An 18681-nucleotide genomic window follows, 5' to 3' on the forward strand; every position below is an offset into this window, starting at 1 on the left:
ACCTAATCAAAGGACTGACCTTGACTTCAGCCAACCAGTTGTGGGTCAGCGACATTACTTATATACCACTTGCCAATGGTGAAGTCTGTTATCTGCATCTGATTACGGATGCCTACACCGCTTGATGCTTCCTGCCCGCAAGACCCGGCATACGACGAACTCCAACCATCGCTATCACAAGTGGAAGAACTTAATCAAAGGAGTGACCTTGACTTCAGCCAACCACTTGTGGGTCAGTGACATTACTTATATACCACTTACCAATGGTGAAGTCTGTTATCTGCATCTGATTACGGATGCTTACTCCCATAAGATACAGGGATGGGTGCTTACCGACACCTTATGGGTATCGGCAACCATCAATGCATTGCAACAGGCTATAGAGCAGGCTGTTGAAATGAAAGGAAGTGAAATCTTATAGGCCTGATACATCACTCAGACCGTGGCGTACAATACTGTTGCGACCCATATGTGGCACTTCTTCAGAAACATGGCATTGCCGTCAGTATGACGGAAGACTACAAACCCACCGACAATGCCGTTGCGGAACGTATCAACGGGATTATTAAGGCGGAAAGCAGCCATCCTCGAGGCCGGTTCAACGACATCGGGCATGCAAGAAATGTCATAGCTCGCTACATACATTTCTATAACCATCGCAGACCGCATATGAGTATCGGGTATAAAATACCTGCTGTGGCGCATCTGGAGAAGGGAATACAGAAGAAAATGTGGAAGAAGAAAAAATATCCTTCCACAAGTAGCAATGAAAAGAAGGATGCAATATCTTTGCAAAGCCGGACAAGCAAGTACGGGTTCTGCAAATCCAGCAAGATGACTGTCAACAGAATCAGGACAACTCACTTTGCTGTGTCTACTATATCAGCAGGGCTTGGGAAGAAGTGGCTACTAAACCAGTACAACATTCCAAGAACCGTCTACTGATATCGGTTATAAAAAGAAAAAGCGTCTAGCTAAATCAGGAAAAGACAAGCTTGTTTTGACTGGTCTTGTTTGTGTTATTAGCCATGGTATTTTATCACCATATCATTCCTTTATACCTTTAAGAGTTAAATCCTATTTTTTATTAAATAGGTATGGTGTTACAAGAATAAAAATATTATTTTTGCGATAAGATTTTGAGATAAATTAGCCTATAAAAGCTTTATGATTTTTAAAAGGTATAGTTTGTACTCCTTTATGAAGAGTGTTGAGTTAGTGGCGATTGGTGTAGTTCCTTTCGTACAGAAAGTTGTAATGATTTTAATTTTAATTCTATGAGAACAAGATATAATCTGGTTATCCATGTTTCTGTTATCTTTCTGTTATTTCTGTTTAATAATTATTCTTCGGCTTATAATTTGCGGCAGTATTCCAGCAAGAATGGACTTTCCAATAGTGCAGTATTATCTATTTGTCAGGATGGGGATGGTTTTATGTGGTTTGGTTCTTGTGAGGGGGTCAACTTTTTTGATGGGCTGAACTTTCAGTTGTACAACCCCATTGATAAGAAAAAGATATTGTCTGGGAATATAGTAGAGAGTATATTGGAAGCTGAGAATAATATTTTGTGGATTCAGACCAATTATGGTCTTGATCGTTTGGAGAAGTATTCTCAAACGGTACATTCATTCAGGCAGTTTAAGGGGAAAAACTGGGTAGTGAATAGTACGGATAATAGAATCTTTGTCGTTAATAGTGATAATTACATTTATTATTATGTGCCTGAGGAACAGCAATTTCGTGGAATACAAGTAGATAACCTCATAGCAGATGACATCCTCGAGGTTGCTATTGACAAAAGAAATATATTGTGGATATTTATGAAAAGCGGAAACAATCTTAGTTTTTCAATCAATTCTAATCCTGATGGAAGTATCTCTTTAGAACCTAAAAAACTGTTTGATGATGAGGAGAAGGTCATGTGGTGTTTTTATGATGACGATACCTTTTATATTGTGGATAATAAATATGCCCTTTATGAATATGACCCTGCTAGTTGCAATAAGTATTATATCTATGATTTGTCTGATGAAGTAAAACGGTACGGAGAAATTTCAGCTATAATTCAGCATAAAGGTGAATATTTTATTGGTTTTAAATCAAGTGGACTGATTGTTTTGCAGCATATTCCAGAATCTAAAGATAGATATTCTATTCACGATATAAATATCAAATCCGGTATCTTTTGTATAGAAAAAGATAAATTTCAGGATATTATATGGGTGGGTACTGATGGGCAGGGGGTGTATATGTATTACAATGATTCCTATACTCTCAGGACGACGTTGTTGAGAGATTTGCCATACAATCTAAATACGCCGATAAGAACATTTTATATTGATGAATACGGTACTTTTTGGTTTGGAACAAAAGGGAATGGCATTGTGAAAATTGAAAATTATGACGCGGCTGTTAATGAAGGAGAAAAATCAGTGCAGTTTCTTACGAATAATAGCTTGTTAAAAAGTAACTCTGTCTATACAATAGTACCTGGTAAGAAAGATATTTTATGGATAGGCAGTGAAAATGGTCTGAATTATTATTCATATAAAAGTAGTAGTATAAAGAATATAGATATTTTAGGCGGTAACAAACCTTTAAGATATGTATATTCTGTTTGTGAATTTAATGATTCTACTCTTTGGATTGCTACGGTGGGTGAAGGGATTGTAAAGGCTAAGCTTGGCGAAAAAGACGGCAATCCGGTATTGAAGAAAGATACGACCTTTTTGTTTGATAATGGTGTAATTCCTTCCAACTATTTTTTCACCTCTTATAAGGAGAACGATTCGATTATCTGGTTTGGCAATAGAGGATATGGAGCCTATAAAATTAATAATCGTACCAATAAAATAGAAGTTTACAGTTTAAATGAAGGAAGCGAAAGCCAGACATTGAACGATGTGTTTTCTATTTTAAAGAGTGACAAAAGCTATTGGTTTGCTACAAGTTATGGGCTTGCCCGAATTTATTATGATAGAGATAGATATGTATTTGACAAGACAAATGTTTTGCCGAAGAATGTGATACATGGAATGTTGCAGGATGAATACAATAATTTGTGGTTGAGCACTAATCGAGGATTGATAAAGTATAATGTTTCGGAGAATACCTTCCAGACATATTGGAAGCAGAACGATCTTCAGGTAACAGAGTTCAGTGATGGGGCATACTTCAAGCATATACCTTCCGGCACTTTGTTTTTTGGAGGGATAAACGGTTTTGTCACTGTTTCGGTCAATGGATTTCCTAAACTGGATTATAATCCGGAAATTCAATTTAGCAACTTATCTATATTCGGTAAAGAGTATAATATAAATGATTTTGTAAGTATTGAAAATAGTAGGAAAAATATAACTTTGAATTATGAACAAAATTTTTTCTCTTTATCGTTTACTGCTATAGATTATATAAATGGGAATGATTATACTTATTTTTATAAACTTGCAGAACTTAGTGATATTTGGATTGACAATGGAGGCTCCAATTCCGCATCATTCACCAATATTTCTCCGGGCAGATATACTTTGTTGGTGAAGTATAGGAATAATATTACAGGTAAGGAAAGTGCGGTTCAGTCACTTGTGATAAACATATCATACCCGTGGTATCAGACTACTTTGGCATATGTGGTCTATACTTTATTGTTGTTATTGGTTGGTTACTGTATTGTACGGCTGAGTATTAAATGGTATAGAATGAAAAAAGAGAATATCGTAGAAAAGCTGACAAGAAAACAACGCGAAGATGTTTATGAATCAAAATTACGATTCTTTACTAATATAACTCACGAACTGTGTACTCCCTTGACGTTAATATATGGTCCTTGCGAAAAGATTATTTCATACGACAAATCAGATAGCCTCATTATTAAATATGCCAAATTGATTAAGCATAATGCGGAGGAACTGAATAGTCTGATTGCAGAACTAATTGAATTCAGACGTTTGGAGACGGGACATAAAAAAGTAGAGATAAAATCCTGTCCCATATCAGAATTAGCCCGTAATATAGCTGAACCTTTTTCAGAATTGACAAGTAATAAGCTGCTTGATTATAGAATAAATATAGTCGACAATATATATTGGAACTCTGATTCGGGATGCTTGAATAAGATAATTACTAATCTTATATCCAATGCTTTTAAATATGCATCAGTCAAAGGAAAAATAAGTGTAGATGTGTATGTTGAAGACAAAAAGCTGTATATTGTTGTAGCTAATACAGGCAAAGGGATTAAAGAAGATGATCTTTCTAAGATTTTTGATAGATATACCGTACTTGATAATTTTGAAGACCAGAATAAAGCACATGAAACGTCGCGAAATGGATTGGGTTTGGCTATATGCAATAATATGGTGAAATTGTTAGAGGGAGAAATAACCGTAACCAGTGTGCTTAATGATATAACGACTTTTACTGTAATTCTCCCTGAATTGTCAATAGAGCAAGCTACGGAGGGTGATGAGTTTTTTGGTAATGCAAGTGTGACTGTTATAGAGAACGTTTCCCGAAAAATGGAGGAAACCAGTTCTGTTCCTGAGATTGTCATTCCTGAATATGACAAGAATAAGCAGACAATAATGATTATAGATGATGATTCGGCCATGCTATGGTTTGTTACAGAAATATTTATTGATAAATATAATGTAATTCCCATTAATAATTCAACAGAGGTGATGTCTTGTTTGGAGCAGAGTTCACCGGACATAATCATATCGGATATTATGATGCCGGACATTGACGGTATCTCTCTTACTACATTGATAAAGGGAGATAAATTGCGCAAACATATACCAATGATTCTTTTATCTGCCAAGAATACGGTGGAGGATCAGGTAAGGGGTATTGATTCCGGAGCAGAGGTTTATATAACCAAGCCTTTCAGTGTGAGATATTTGGAAAAAGTAGTGGAACGGCTCATCAAGAGAAAAGAAGACTTGAAGCAATATTTCTCTTCGGCTGTGAGCTCATTTGAGATAAATGAGGGTAAGCTGGTGCACGAGGAAGATAAGAAATTCATGGAAAAAGTATATCAGGTAATCGATTCGAATATTACTAATCCGGAGCTTTCTATTGAAACCATTAGCTCTTCTTTAGGATACAGTACGCGTCAGTTTTATCGGAGAATAAAAGAAATAACTCCTAAGAAGCCGAATGATATAATCAGAGAGTATAAGCTGGATATTGTGAAGAAACTATTAATTAATACAAACTTGTCTGTTGAAGAGATTATGGATAGGACCGGCTTTATCAACCGGGGAAACTTCTTCAAAATATTTTCTCAGAAATTTGAAATGACCCCTAAAAAATATAGAGAGCAGATGCGTAAAGACATCACAAAAACAAATTTGGAAAATTCTTAAGAAGCTTTCTGTCTTTCAGACCATATTCGTACATCTTTGTCGCGTTTGAGTACTCTTATTAAGGAAGGGATGCACTAATTTTGCTATCAAATAATCTAATACGGACTTAAAAATTGGATGTATGAATTGGAATATTGTAAAAGGTGCATGTCTTGCACTACTGCCTGTTGCCGGTACCTTAAAAGCACAGGAGAAACCGAACATTGTAGTAATCTTGGCAGATGATCTTGCTTCGAATGAGATTAGTTGCTATGGAGGGAAGAACCTCAAGACTCCGAATATTGATCGGATAGCTGAAGAAGGAATCAGATTCACTAATAACTTTGCCTCTTGTGCAATGAGTGTGCCTATTCGGGCTTCCTTATATACCGGACTCTATCCTGCTCGGCACGGCTCTTATCAAAATCATAAAATATCCTATTCTGATATAAAGAGCGTCACGTATTATCTGCCCCAGGCGGGTTATCGGGTAGGGCGTGCAGGAAAAACGCATACTGTTCCTAAAAGTGTTTTCAATTTTGAGAAGGTTCCGGGGTTTGAGGAGAACTGTATTGCTGTGACTGCTGACTATACAGTGGATGGCATTCGTGACTTTATGCGACAGGACAGTCCGTTTTGCTTATTTGTTTGCAGTACGCTTTCCCACGCTCCGTGGACATGCGGAAATAAGGATGAATTTGATGCAGATAAGGTTATACTGCCTCCTAACTGCGTTGATAATAAAGGAACGCGTGAACTTTTCAGACGTCTTTTGGCTGAAATCCGGGCTTTGGATAATCAGGTTGGTGATGTATTGAAAACTATTGAAGAGGTTGGCAAACTGGATAATACTTTAGTTGTATTTCTTGGAGAACAAGGTCCACAGTTGCCGGGAGGAAAATGGACTTGCTGGAACTACGGTCAAAGCAGTGCATTGGTGGCTCGCTATCCTGCAAAAATAAAGGCCAAATCGACCAGTGATGCTATCGTTCAGTATGAAGATATTCTACCTACTTTAATGGAATTTGTCGGTGGAGATGAAATAGAGGGCATTGATGGGAAAAGTTTCCTGAAGGCATTGTTCGGCAAAGAGAAAGAACACCGTCGCTTTGCTTACGGTATACATAATAATATCCCGGAAGGGACAGCCTATCCGATACGTAGCATCAGGGACAAGAGATATAAACTGATATTGAACTTGACTCCTGAAGTAGAGTATTTTGAAAAACATCTGATGAATCTTAAGAATGAAAGAAGCGTTTGGGCAAGCTGGATTGAGAGTACAAAAACAGATAAACGGGCAAGATATTTTGTTGACAGATATGTAAAACGTCCTGCAATAGAGTTTTATGATATGCAGAAAGATCCTTGGGAGTTGAATAATTTGGCAGAAGAAAAGAAGTATGCGAAACGTATTGCTATGATGAAAGGGGAACTTGAGGCGTGGATGCGGCAGCAGGGTGATACGGGAGCTCAAATGGACGTGAAAATAAAGAAGCAATGATGAAAAAGGAAAAAATGTGTTTACTGGGACTATTGCCTGCCCTGACAGTCCCTATGACATTGCCTTGTCTGGCAGGGAATAACGCTGAGTTGCCTCCTAATATTATAGTTGTGCTTACGGATGATATGGGTTATGGTGATATTGGTATATATGGTGGTAAATTTATACCTACTCCCAATATTGACCGTATGGCAGAAGAAGGTTCACGGTTCAATCAATATTATAGTGCATCTCCTATCAGTTCTCCTTCGCGTTGTGGCCTACTGACCGGGATGTACCCGGGCAAGTGGCATATAACCACTTATTTACAAGGAAAGGCTGGAAACAAAGCTGCGGAAATGGCCGACTATTTGGACCCTTCGGCTCCCACCTTGCCCAAAGTGATGAAGAATGCCGGATATAAAACCGGTCATTTCGGGAAATGGCATTTGGGAGGGGGACGGGATGTCCGGAATGCTCCCCCTTTTGTCGCTTATGGATATGACGAATATTGCAGCACCTATGAAAGCCCTCAACCGGATTCGTTACTTACGGCAACGGATTGGATTTGGTCTCCGCAGGATAGTGTAAAGCGATGGAATAGAACAGCCTATTTCGTTGATAAAACGCTGGCTTTTTTAGAACGTCACAGAGGAGAAGCTTGTTTTGTGAACTTATGGCCGGATGACATGCATACTCCGTGGGTTGGAAACTTTGAGCAACAGCAGGTCTTTCCGGACGGGCAGGAATCGGAAAAGAACTTTCGGGTGGTGCTTGCCGAATATGATAGGCAAATAGGACGTTTGCTGCGTGAAATTAAAAATATGAATCTTGAAAACAATACCATTGTCATTTTTACCAGTGACAACGGGCCTGCACCCAGTTTCAAGGGAAGCCGGGCCGGTAATATGAGAGGATGTAAAGCTTCATTGTTCGAGGGAGGTATACATATGCCCTTTATAATATGGGATACAAAAGGCGAAATTCCTTCGGGGAAAACGGACGATACTACGGTGGTCAGCGCTCTGGATTTGTACAAGAGTTTGAGTTCACTTGCTGGAATCAAATTGCCTGCTGATTGTAAAAGTGATGGCATGGACATGAGTGCGGCTTTGAAAGGGGTTCCGCAGGAAAGGAGAGAACCTCTCTTTTGGGAATATAGAAGAAATGAAAGCAAAGCATTCCCCCGGCCTGCAGACAAAGATGTCAGTCCGGCTATTGCGGTGCGGTATGGCAAGTGGAAACTGTTGGTTGATAAAGACAGTACAAATGTCTTATTGTATGATTTGGAGGATAATTTGAGGGAAAACGTTGATTTAAGCAAGAAACATCCTCAGGTGGCAAGTCGGTTGAGTAAATTGGCTCTTGAGTGGTGGAATTCTTTACCGGAATTTTGACCTTATATAATAGTATGTAATACTAATTGAAATACAAAAAATGAGAAAGAGTTATTTCTTGTGCGGAACATCCGCCTTGTCGATGTTGTCTGCTATGCCGTGTATGGCAGACGAAACAATACGAACCAGCAAAGAAACTGATGAAAGACCTAATATTGTACTTATTATGGCAGATGACATGGGATATTCGGATGTTGGGTGTTATGGCGGTGAGATTCCGACTCCCAATATTGACCGGTTGGCACAAAAGGGAGTACGATATACGCAGTTTTATAATTCTGGACGTTCTTGTCCTACCCGTGCCAGCTTGCTGACCGGACTTTATCCGCAGCAGGCCGGCATCGGAGCTATGTCTGAAGATCCCGGCATCAAGAAAGGAGAAAAACATCCGGAAAATAGAGGAGTCCATGGTTATATGGGTTTTCTCAACCGTAATTGTGTGACAATTGCTGAGGTGCTGAAAGAGGCTGGCTATCATACATACATGACAGGCAAATGGCATGTTGGGATGCATGGCAAGGAAAAGTGGCCGTTGCAGAGGGGATTTGAGCATTTTTATGGAATACTGGCCGGTGCTTCCAGCTATTTGAAACCTCAGGGCGGACGGGGCTTGACTCTGGATAATACGAATTTGCCTGCTCCTCAATCCCCCTATTATACAACGGATGCTTTTACTGATTATGCCATTCGGTTTATAGATGAACAGACGGATGATAATCCGTTCTTTCTTTACTTGGCGTACAATGCTCCCCATTGGCCGCTACATGCCAAAGACAAGGATTTGGAAAAGTTTGCAGGCAAATATGACAAGGGATGGGAAGCCGTTCGTGAAGAGCGTTACCGGAAAATGGTTGAATTGGGTATAGTCAATCCTGATTGGAAATTGGCCGAATGGGAATCTCGTGCCTGGAATGAGCTTACGGAAGCAGAACGTGATAGTTCGTCCTTGCGGATGTCTGTTTATGCCGCCCAAGTTTACTGCATGGATTATAACATTGGAAAGTTGATTGATTATCTGGAAGAAGAAGGTAAGCTTGACAATACTCTTATACTTTTTCTCTCGGATAATGGGGCATGTGCAGAACCTTATTCGGAAAAAGGTTTCGGAAGCACAAGTGAGATTAATAAGCTTGACAGCTGGGTTCATCCTTCTTATGGACTGCCTTGGGCACAGGTTAGCAATACACCGTACCGGAAATATAAAGTACGGGCCTATGAAGGAGGCATTGCTACCCCATTGATTATTTCCTGGCCGGAAGTGCTTGGAAAGTATAGCAACCAGATAAGAAGAAACGTAGGTTTTGTTCCTGATATCATGGCTACATTTGTAGAGGTTGCCAGAGCAGAATATCCGACAACTTATCATGACGGAAATTCGATTATTCCTATGGCAGGAACTAGCTTGATGTCAACGGTTCATAATCCTGATAAACAAATACATGAATATATCTTCGGTGAACACTTCAATAATTGTTTTGTACGGTGGAAAAATTGGAAAGCTGTAAAGGATGAAAAAATGAAGGAGTGGGAACTGTATGATATTGAAAAAGACAGAACTGAGTGGAATAATGTAGCTGCTGAGTATCCGGATGTGCTGAAGAAGATGGTCCGGAAATGGGAGGAGTGGGCGAACGAATGCTACATCTTCCCTAAAAGGCTGAACTAAACCATCGTTTCCAACAAAGTTTAGTTGTTCTATCCCCATTTGCTTGCACTTTTTTGATAGTTTGATAATAATCAATCTGTTATGTGTGTAAGCAGGATTTTTTACTTCCATATTATTTCTACTAATTCAGTGAGTATAAGTGTATTACAGGTGGAGGTAACTGTGGAAGTAATAGTGTAAGCAGATTTATCTTCCACTTCTTTTATATAACTGTTCCGTTGTATGGTAAAAGTATAATGTATTAGTTCATAGTATTGAACACTTTGTTTCATACCTATAGAACAAAGTGTTTTCTATAAGGAAACAAGTTGTTCCTAATAGTGAAACGAACTGTTTCAAGGTATGGAACACTTTGTTTCATCAAGACAAACAGACCATTTGACGGTTACAACGGGTTTCCGGTTATAGATTGGGGGCTGTCATTAGTAGATTTAGTCATTAAATAAAAAACATTATGAATTTGAAAGTGAAAAACAAAACCTTGTTTTTATGCCTTCCGGCATTATTGAACATGCCTTTTTTCGGACTCTCTGCATTCGGAGCGAATACGGAGAAAGGTAATGATAAGGGGAACGGGCCGAAGCGTCCTAATATTCTTGTCCTGCTGACGGACGACCAGACTTTCAGCACTATCCATGCTTGGGGTAACGGTACAATCCAGACCCCGAATATGGACCGGCTTGTCAGCCGTGGTATATCATTCACCCAAACTCACGTAATGGGAGGTTTCAATGGTGCTATTTCGCAGCCCAGCCGTGCAATGCTTCTTACCGGGCGTGGTTTGATGGATATACATCGCAATGGCGGCGTTATTCCGGAAAATGAAAGAACTTTTCCGGAACTATTCCGTGAGAATGGCTACACGACTTTTGCAACTGGTAAATGGCACAGTGACAATGCCTCGTTTACCCGTTCGTTTTCTACAGGTGCAAACCTTTTTTTCGGTGGAATGCATCCTTACGGGAAATACAATGAACTGGGACATCGGTGCCCTTACCTGCATCAGTACGATCCGGCAGGGAAGTACAATAATACCAACGGTAAATGGGTGGATGCGTCACTCAATACCTTTTCGTCCGAATTATATGCCGATGCTGCTATCAGATTTCTTGAAGCTAAGGCGTCGGACGACACTCCTTTTTTGATGTATGTTGCATTTACTTCGCCTCATGATCCGCGCAATGTGTTGCCTCACTACGGACATAAATACGCTAGTACTGAGGTTCCGATGCCCGAGAATTTTGTTGCACAACACCCATTTGACAACGGTGACCTTAATGAACGCGATGAAAAGTTGCTTTCCACTCCTCGCATTTCGGCTCAGGTACTTACTGAAAGGGCTAATTATTATGGCATGGTGAGCGAAGTGGATTTTCAGATAGGACGTATCCTTGATGTACTTGAAAGCAGTGGCAAGGTTGATAATACCATCATTGTTTTTACGTCGGACAACGGTCTTTGTGTCGGGGAACATGGGCTGCTGGGCAAGCAGAACTTGTATGAAGCAGCAGTGAGAGTACCTTTGGTAATATGCGGTCCCGGCATTCCACAGAATGCGATGTGTGATGCTTATTGTTATCTTTATGATATTTATCCCACTCTTTGTGAGCTTGCGGATATAGAAGTGCCGCCTACTGTTAAAGGCCTTTCATTGGCACAAACCATACAGAACCCCATGGTAAAAAAACGCGAGGACATACTATTGGCATACATCAACCTCCAGCGTGCCATTAAAAAGGATAACTTTAAACTTATACTCTACAATGTTGGAGGGCAACGTCATCCTCAGCTTTTCGACCTTGAGGCCGACCCGATGGAGATGAACAACCTTTATGATGATCCTAACTACAGCAAAAAGCGCGACGAACTTACCGCATTGCTTTATGCCCGGATGAAAGCTGTCGGTGACTTTTGTGATCCAGCAAAACCGGATTGGGGATATCCAGTAAAACTGAAATGGAATCAGGTTATTCAAGTTAATCCGTGAAGCCAGTGCTTGGGAGAAGTTATAAAAATGCCTTAACACGCTCTTTTATAGATGGGGAGTACGGTATTGGTACAGAAAAGTACGAATTCCTACTTTTCCCTATAGTGATGCTTTTATGGCTGGAATCCGTACTCAGGATGTACTTATTCAGTCTATATTTGCACCATCAAATCATGATGAGAAACACATATCGCGAATATGAGTAGTTAATTAAATCTTAAGTATTATGAAAGTAATAACCGGTTCTTTTAGTTTCTGAATTTTAGAATTAATAAGTTTAATCATTAAATCAAGACTTGTATGATTTTTGAAAAGTATAAACCACTGATTTTAGGTTTATGGGCTTTGTTTTCCTTCTCTGTATATAGTGGAAATATATATGCCAAACAAACCGAAAATACTACTGTTCCTCAGCCGGTACAAAATGCAACGGTAAAAGGTGTGGTAAAAGATGCGACAGGAGAACCTCTGATTGGGGTGAGTGTAGTTGTCAAAGGAACCACCAATGGTGCCGTAACAGATGTAAATGGTAATTTCTCGATTGCATGTAGTGCAAATGATATTTTGGTATTTTCATATATTGGTTATGATAAAATAGAGGTGAAGGCAGGAAATGCTTCTTTCCATACAATTACTATGAAAGAAGATAGTGAATTGCTGGATGAAGTAATTGTCATTGGTTACGGTACGACTACCCGTAAACATGTAATTGGCGCAGTAGACCAGATTCGTGATGATGTGATAAAGGATCGTCCTGTAGCCAATATAACTCAAGCATTACAAGGTGCGACGCCAAGTCTATCTATACAACAACGCAACATGAATCCTAATAATAATAATATTAATATTAATATCCGTGGAGTCAGTTCTATGAATAACAATGATCCCTTGGTTGTGATTGATGGCATGGCAGCAAATGATATTAATGCAATGAATCTGCTTAATCCGAATGATATAGAGTCCGTTTCTGTTTTGAAGGATGCGGGTACGGCGGCCATCTATGGCTCTCGTTCGGCAAATGGAGTTATCTTAATTACAACTAAGCAGGGACGAACTGATATGAAACCGGTTGTTACGTTTACTGCATCTGTAGGAAATCAAAATCCTGATATATTATTAAAACCTGTATCAGGATATCAGAATGCATTGTTACGGAATGATTCATATGTGAATGCTGGGAAAGATCCTATTTATACTCCAGAACAGATTCATGAGTTTGCAAAAGGAGATAGTGAATGGGGATATAAAGCCATTATGAAGAATGCATTGCAGCAGAACTATAATATTAATGTGCAAGGTGGCTCGAAAGTGACAACATATAATGTGTCTTTTGGCTACTATGATCAGGAAAGCAACTTTAAAGGACAAGATTTTGGTATCAAGAAATATAATTTCCGAAGTAATCTGACTTCTGAAATCCAGCGTTTAAAGTTAAAGGTTCTTCTTGCTTATGATAGAAATGAGGGACGCTCGGATAGAGGAGATATGCAGTTGGCAGACGTTATGCGTGTTCCAACCTATAATACTTATTCACTGTATCCAGATGAGGATGGCAAGTATTATAATAATGAAATAACGACCGGTGGTAATTATTTGGCTAGATTGAGGCATGGTGGACTGACAACTAATGACAAAGACCATTTTCAGGGAATTGTTTCTGGTGATCTGAAAATCTGGCAAGGACTGAAATTGAGAGGTGTTGTTGGTTATGATATTATTTCAGAGCATCGATTGATTAAGAGAAGATATTACCCGGTATATAAATATTTAAATAAAGATCAGATTGCTAATGCTGGACAAAGTAAAAATTATAGTATTCAGGATTATAACAATAAAGCAACAATGCTGAACTTGCAATTTTTCCTTGATTACAATCATACTTATAATGATGTGCATCAAGTGACGGGTTTATTTGGATTTACATCTGAATCTTTCCGTAGTGAAAAAAATGAAATCAGACGTAATTTTGTCGATCCAGACCTTTATCAGGATACAGATGATACAGTTTATGAAACTTCAAGTTACAATACTCCGAATGGTTTCCGTGAACGTGCTTTGCATTCATGGCTGGGAAGATTAGGATATTCCTATAAAGATAAGTATTATGCAGAAGTGAATGCTCGCTATGATGGTTCTTCCCGTTTTGCAAAAGATAATCGTTGGGGCTTTTTTCCATCAATGTCCTTAGGATGGAGAATATCTGAAGAGAACTTTTTGTCATTTTGGAAGGACAAAGTAGGAGATATGAAAATCCGTGGTTCGTATGGTTTGTTAGGTTCACAAACTGTTGATGATTATCAGTACTTGACTACCTATAAAGTAAATTCAGATCAGTATGGTTTTAACAATTCTTCTGTAACAGGTACAGGATTTACATTTGGAAATTCTGAATTGTCTTGGGAGAAAACCAAAACCTTTAATATTGGTTTTGATGCTTCTTTTTTGAAAAATGCATTGAATGTTACTTTTGATGTATTCCAAAAGAATACTTCAGATATTTTATTGACACCATTAAGTCCCGGCACATTAGGAGGGGCTGTCCCAAAAGCTAATATTGGTAAGGTGCGCAATAATGGTTGGGAACTTACTGTTAACTATAGATTCAAGCATAAAGATTTTTCTCATTTGTTCGGCTTCAATATCGGAGATTCCCGTAACAAGGTACTGGAATATGGGGATGAGTCTGTAAAGCTGACTGATGGTGTTGAACGAATCATTAGAGAGGGGGAAGCCATTAATAGTTATTATGGATTCCGGACTGATGGACTGTTCCAGACTGAAGAGGAAATCCAGAATTCTCCGAAATTCGAGGGAGTAAAATTGCAACCGGGAGATGTGAAATACGTTGATATAGATAAGAATGGAGTAATAAATGATGATGACCGGGTTGTACTTGGAAATGCTTTCCCGCGTTATGTCTTTGGGTTTAATTATAATTTCAGTTGGAAAGGTCTTGACTTCAGTATGTTGTGGCAAGGAGTTGGAAAACGTGATATGGCCCTCCGGGGAGAAATGATTGAGGCTTTCCATGGAAGTTATTCATATGTGATATATGAGCACCAACTGGACTATTGGACTCCGGACAATAGGGATGCCAGATATCCTCGGTTGATAAACGTGGCTTCGTCATCTTATCAGCACAACTATAAACATTCATCGGATAGAAACTTATATAATGCTGCTTATCTTCGTTTGAAAGATATACAGATTGGTTATACAATACCTGCTTCCTATACGAAAAAAATAGGAATGAAAAAGGTTAGAGTGTTTTTGAATGGTCAGAATTTATTGACATTTACTAAGAACAAGTTCATTGATCCGGAATCAACTGAATTTGGTAACAGTATGGATACTAGCAGTGCCAATAGTGGACGAAATTATCCGACCTTGAAATATTTTGGTGGTGGAATTGAAATTCAATTTTGAAAATGATTAAATGTAATATAAATTATGAAAGCAATATTATTTAGATATTCATCCTGGTGTCTATCCTTATTTTGCATGCTGTCAATGTTGAGCTGCGTCGAACTGGATGTGATTCCTACTGACAAATATACGGATGAGACTTATTGGACTTCTGAAGCAAATGCATCGGCTTTGCTGAATATGGCTTACAAGCAAATGAATTCGGCAGATTGGCTCTTTCGCGATGAAAGATTGAGTGACAATCTCTATAATGGTTATGGAGGTGATGCTGTGAAGACTATTGGCAATGGACAAGCAACGTCATCTACTGCTCTTTTTGATGATGTGTGGAAAAGTATATATAGCGGCATTAAAACGGCGCATACTCTTTTGGAGAATATAGACCGTGTGCCTATGGACGAAGGTCGTAAAAACCGGATGAAAGCGGAAGCACGATTTGTCAGGGCATTCTTATTCTTTCAAGCAACAAACTGGTACGGAGATGTTCCTTTCTTTACGGAGGATATCGATGAGGCAACTGCAAAGACTATTTCTCCTACAACTCAGTCTGAAATTGTAGCTTGGATACATAAAGAATTGGAGGAAATAGCGGAGATACTTCCTACAAAGGAAGAGTATGACGTTACAGATAGAGGCCGAATTACTGCTGGTGCGGCGATGGCAATGAATGCAAGAATTGCATTGAACTTCAATGAATGGGAAAAGGTTGTGCAATATACAGAAAAGCTTATTAATACAGATAATTACGGTAAGTATGAACTTTTCCCTGATTACCAGAAACTCTTTTTCAAGGAAAATGAATACAACTCAGAAATCATTCTGGATATTCAGTATGTTCCCGAAAAACGAACTTGGGGTAATATTTCTACTTATGTTCCTTTTAGTCTACCGCTGGTACAGTACGTATTGGCAAGCCCGACTCAAAGCTTGGTAGATACTTATTTAATGAAGGATGGCAGTAAATGGGATGAAAGTAAGGGGGATTATGTTGACCGTGACCCACGTTTTGATATGACTATTGTGCATCATGGCAGTGTCATTGAGGATAAAGAAGGCAATGCGATTACTGTAAATGTGGATCCGAATGATCCTAAAAATAATACGTTGGATAAGATCGGACGCGAAAACGGAGGACATACCGGATACTTTTATCGCAAATATTATGATACAAATCAAGAGGCATGGACTACTGGTACCTCATGGCAGTGTAATATCAATCTCATAACATTGCGTTTTGCCGATGTCCTATTGATGTATGCAGAGGCTAAAAATGAACTTGGTGAAATGAATTCAGATATCTGGGACAAGACTATCAAGCGGCTTCGTCAGAGGGCAGGATTTGATAATACTTCGGCGGCAATGGATTATCCTGCTAATGGAGATTTACGCCAGATTATTAGGGATGAACGTCGTGTTGAACTTGCTTTGGAAGGAACCCGCATCTATGATATCCGTCGTTGGAAGATTGCTGAAACTGTGTTGAATGAACCGGTTAGGGGTGCAAAATTTAAATTGAATGAAGGTAAATTGGAGTATTTTACTTATCGTGATAGAAGCTTTAATAAGGATCGTGATTATCTATGGGCTATTCCGAGACAGCAATTGGTGATTAATCCTAATTTGGGGCAAAACCCTGGTTATTGATTTTATTAATTAAATTTTGAAAAGATGAGAAATAGTTTATTGTTTATCCTTATAGCATCGCTTTGGGGAATAATGATGATTTTTGTGGGGTGCGATGATACCAAAGAATTTGAAGATTTGAATGTTACGGCAGTAGAAGCTCTTATAGTACCGATAGATAATAGCCGTATTGATCTGCAATCATCGGGTAATGTCTTGTTTGAATGGGAAGAGGCTGAGGCGCAAGATGGTTATAGCCTTGTGTATTATGATGTGTTGTTTGACAAAGCGGAAGGGAATTTCTCTTCTCCGGTCCATATTCAAGCTTCTGACAACAAGAGTTTGAGTACTGGAGCTACAATTACACCAACTGTGTTGAATAGCATTGCAGAAAAAGCGGGTGCCGCTGCCGGGCAAGAGGTTACGCTAAAGTGGACTGTACGTTCTAATAGAGGAGTTAAAACTGCTTTGGCTACACAGAGCCGTACTATAACTATCATAAGAAAACCATAGTTAATGATTGTGATGCGAACGAACTTCTTCTTGAGACTGTTTTTGGTTTTTAATTTTATCATTGGCGTCAGTTTGGCTGGTTGTAATGTGGAGAATAATGAAAAAAACAGTGGAATGGAGAAAAATGTCTGTTTAGAGAGAGCCCGGATACTTCTGGACTCCCTCTATCAGAACTATTCTATTCCGAATTCGTGCTTGCTGCGGGAAACATTTCCTTTTGACAAAGCTTCTGAAAAGATTTTGTTTGATAAACGGAACAGCATTCCCAAAGACTATTCTTATTTATGGCCTTATTCGGGTACCTTCTCAGCTGTGAATGCTTTATACGAGGCTACACGGGATAAAAAACTTTATAGATTGTTGAAGGAAAAAGTATTGTCCGGTTTAGAAGAATATTATGATATAAAAAGAGAACCACATGCCTATGCGTCGTATGTGACGTTTGTTCATCAATCGGATCGTTATTATGATGATAATATATGGATAGGCATTGAGTTTACAAATCTGTATATGTTAACAAGGGATAAGGAGTACTTGGGCAAAGCCAAGATGATTTGGAGTTTTATTCTTAGTGGCATGGATGATACATTTGATGGAGGCATCTATTGGTGTGAACAAAAGAAGTTTTCAAAGAATACTTGTACCAATGCTCCTGCTTCGGTGCTTGCATTCAAACTTTTTGAAGCAACTCAAGACAGTACTTATTTTTATCAGGGAAAGGAAATGTATAGTTGGACAAAGGAACATCTTCAAGACAAGACTGATTATTTGTATTTTGATCGGATAAATATTGACGGAAGTGTTGGACCGGCAAAGCATGCTTATAATAGCGGACAAATGATGCAGTCTGCGGCGATTCAATATAAGTTGACAAAAGATACGGTATATCTTATCGATGCCCAGAAAATAGCAAAGTCATGTTATGATTATTTTTTTAGAGACTATGTAACGGCAAGTGGAAAGCAGATCCGTTTATTGAAAAAGGGAGATGTATGGTTTTCTGCCGTTATGTTACGAGGTTTTGCAGAGTTATATAGTTTGGATAAAAATGATATGTATGTGACGGAATTTGCTAAAAGTCTGGATTATGCATGGCTTCATGCAAGAGATGAATATGGCTTGTTTGGTGTGGATTATAGTGGAGAATGTTGCGACCCGAAAAAATGGTTGTTGACGCAGGCTGCTATGGTAGAAATGTATGCACGCCTTGCAATCTTAAATTGTAATCTATAAATTAT

11 protein-coding genes are annotated in these 18681 nt (G+C 38.9%); all 11 read left to right on the plus strand.

What is annotated here, in order from left to right:
- Positions 1 to 124: 124 nt before the first annotated feature.
- The 11 genes from DXD65_RS21280 (at position 125) to DXD65_RS14540 (ending at position 18676) form a co-directional block, all read left to right on the plus strand.
- A complete protein-coding gene (locus tag DXD65_RS21280; RefSeq protein WP_119958808.1) occupies positions 125 to 421 on the plus strand; it encodes a DDE-type integrase/transposase/recombinase in 297 nt (98 codons plus the stop codon).
- A 50-nt stretch (positions 422 to 471) separates the two neighbouring features.
- Positions 472 to 945, plus strand: coding sequence for an integrase core domain-containing protein (locus tag DXD65_RS21285; RefSeq protein ID WP_005829615.1), 474 nt, complete (start codon positions 472 to 474; stop codon positions 943 to 945).
- 332 nt (positions 946 to 1277) lie between these two features.
- Positions 1278 to 5369: a hybrid sensor histidine kinase/response regulator transcription factor gene (locus DXD65_RS14495; protein ID WP_005829621.1), complete on the plus strand. Its 4092-nt coding sequence runs from the start codon at positions 1278 to 1280 to the stop codon at positions 5367 to 5369.
- Positions 5370 to 5490: 121 nt separating this feature from the next.
- A complete protein-coding gene (locus DXD65_RS14500) occupies positions 5491 to 6852 on the plus strand; it encodes a sulfatase (RefSeq protein ID WP_005829623.1) in 1362 nt (453 codons plus the stop codon).
- Complete coding sequence (locus DXD65_RS14505) at positions 6849 to 8228, plus strand: sulfatase (RefSeq protein WP_005829625.1); 1380 nt, start codon at positions 6849 to 6851, stop codon at positions 8226 to 8228. Before DXD65_RS14500 ends, DXD65_RS14505 begins: the two co-directional genes overlap by 4 nt.
- 103 nt (positions 8229 to 8331) lie before the next feature.
- Complete coding sequence (locus tag DXD65_RS14510) at positions 8332 to 9894, plus strand: arylsulfatase (protein ID WP_005829627.1); 1563 nt, start codon at positions 8332 to 8334, stop codon at positions 9892 to 9894.
- A 454-nt stretch (positions 9895 to 10348) separates the two neighbouring features.
- Positions 10349 to 11881 carry a sulfatase-like hydrolase/transferase gene (locus DXD65_RS14515; protein ID WP_005829631.1) on the plus strand — a complete coding sequence of 511 codons (1533 nt, stop codon included), beginning with the start codon at positions 10349 to 10351 and terminating at the stop codon, positions 11879 to 11881.
- Between the two features lie 300 nt (positions 11882 to 12181).
- Complete coding sequence (locus tag DXD65_RS14525) at positions 12182 to 15307, plus strand: SusC/RagA family TonB-linked outer membrane protein (RefSeq protein WP_005829635.1); 3126 nt, start codon at positions 12182 to 12184, stop codon at positions 15305 to 15307.
- Between the two features lie 24 nt (positions 15308 to 15331).
- A complete protein-coding gene (locus DXD65_RS14530; protein WP_008664258.1) occupies positions 15332 to 16951 on the plus strand; it encodes a RagB/SusD family nutrient uptake outer membrane protein in 1620 nt (539 codons plus the stop codon).
- A gap of 24 nt (positions 16952 to 16975) precedes the next feature.
- Entirely contained in the window at positions 16976 to 17443 is a 468-nt protein-coding gene (locus tag DXD65_RS14535; RefSeq protein ID WP_005829639.1) for a SusE domain-containing protein, read from the plus strand.
- A gap of 12 nt (positions 17444 to 17455) precedes the next feature.
- Positions 17456 to 18676, plus strand: a complete 1221-nt coding sequence (locus tag DXD65_RS14540) for a glycoside hydrolase family 76 protein (RefSeq protein ID WP_369739246.1) — start codon at positions 17456 to 17458, stop codon at positions 18674 to 18676.
- Positions 18677 to 18681 lie beyond the last annotated feature (5 nt).

Source organism: Bacteroides sp. 4_1_36 (genome assembly GCF_003466325.1).
Classification (GTDB): Bacteria; Bacteroidota; Bacteroidia; order Bacteroidales; family Bacteroidaceae; genus Bacteroides; species Bacteroides uniformis.

What these genes read in the sequence shown, in the direction of transcription:
- DXD65_RS14510 (WP_005829627.1), top strand. Translation starts at nt 8,332, where the DNA reads ATGGCAGACGAAACAATACGAACCAGCAAAGAAACTGATGAAAGACCT.
- DXD65_RS14540 (WP_369739246.1), top strand. Translation starts at nt 17,456, where the DNA reads ATGCGAACGAACTTCTTCTTGAGACTGTTTTTGGTTTTTAATTTTATC.
- DXD65_RS21280 (WP_119958808.1), top strand. Translation starts at nt 125, where the DNA reads ATGCTTCCTGCCCGCAAGACCCGGCATACGACGAACTCCAACCATCGC.
- DXD65_RS14530 (WP_008664258.1), top strand. Translation starts at nt 15,332, where the DNA reads ATGAAAGCAATATTATTTAGATATTCATCCTGGTGTCTATCCTTATTT.
- DXD65_RS14500 (WP_005829623.1), top strand. Translation starts at nt 5,491, where the DNA reads ATGAATTGGAATATTGTAAAAGGTGCATGTCTTGCACTACTGCCTGTT.
- DXD65_RS14525 (WP_005829635.1), top strand. Translation starts at nt 12,182, where the DNA reads ATGATTTTTGAAAAGTATAAACCACTGATTTTAGGTTTATGGGCTTTG.
- DXD65_RS14495 (WP_005829621.1), top strand. Translation starts at nt 1,278, where the DNA reads ATGAGAACAAGATATAATCTGGTTATCCATGTTTCTGTTATCTTTCTG.
- DXD65_RS14505 (WP_005829625.1), top strand. Translation starts at nt 6,849, where the DNA reads ATGATGAAAAAGGAAAAAATGTGTTTACTGGGACTATTGCCTGCCCTG.
- DXD65_RS14515 (WP_005829631.1), top strand. Translation starts at nt 10,349, where the DNA reads ATGAATTTGAAAGTGAAAAACAAAACCTTGTTTTTATGCCTTCCGGCA.
- DXD65_RS14535 (WP_005829639.1), top strand. Translation starts at nt 16,976, where the DNA reads ATGAGAAATAGTTTATTGTTTATCCTTATAGCATCGCTTTGGGGAATA.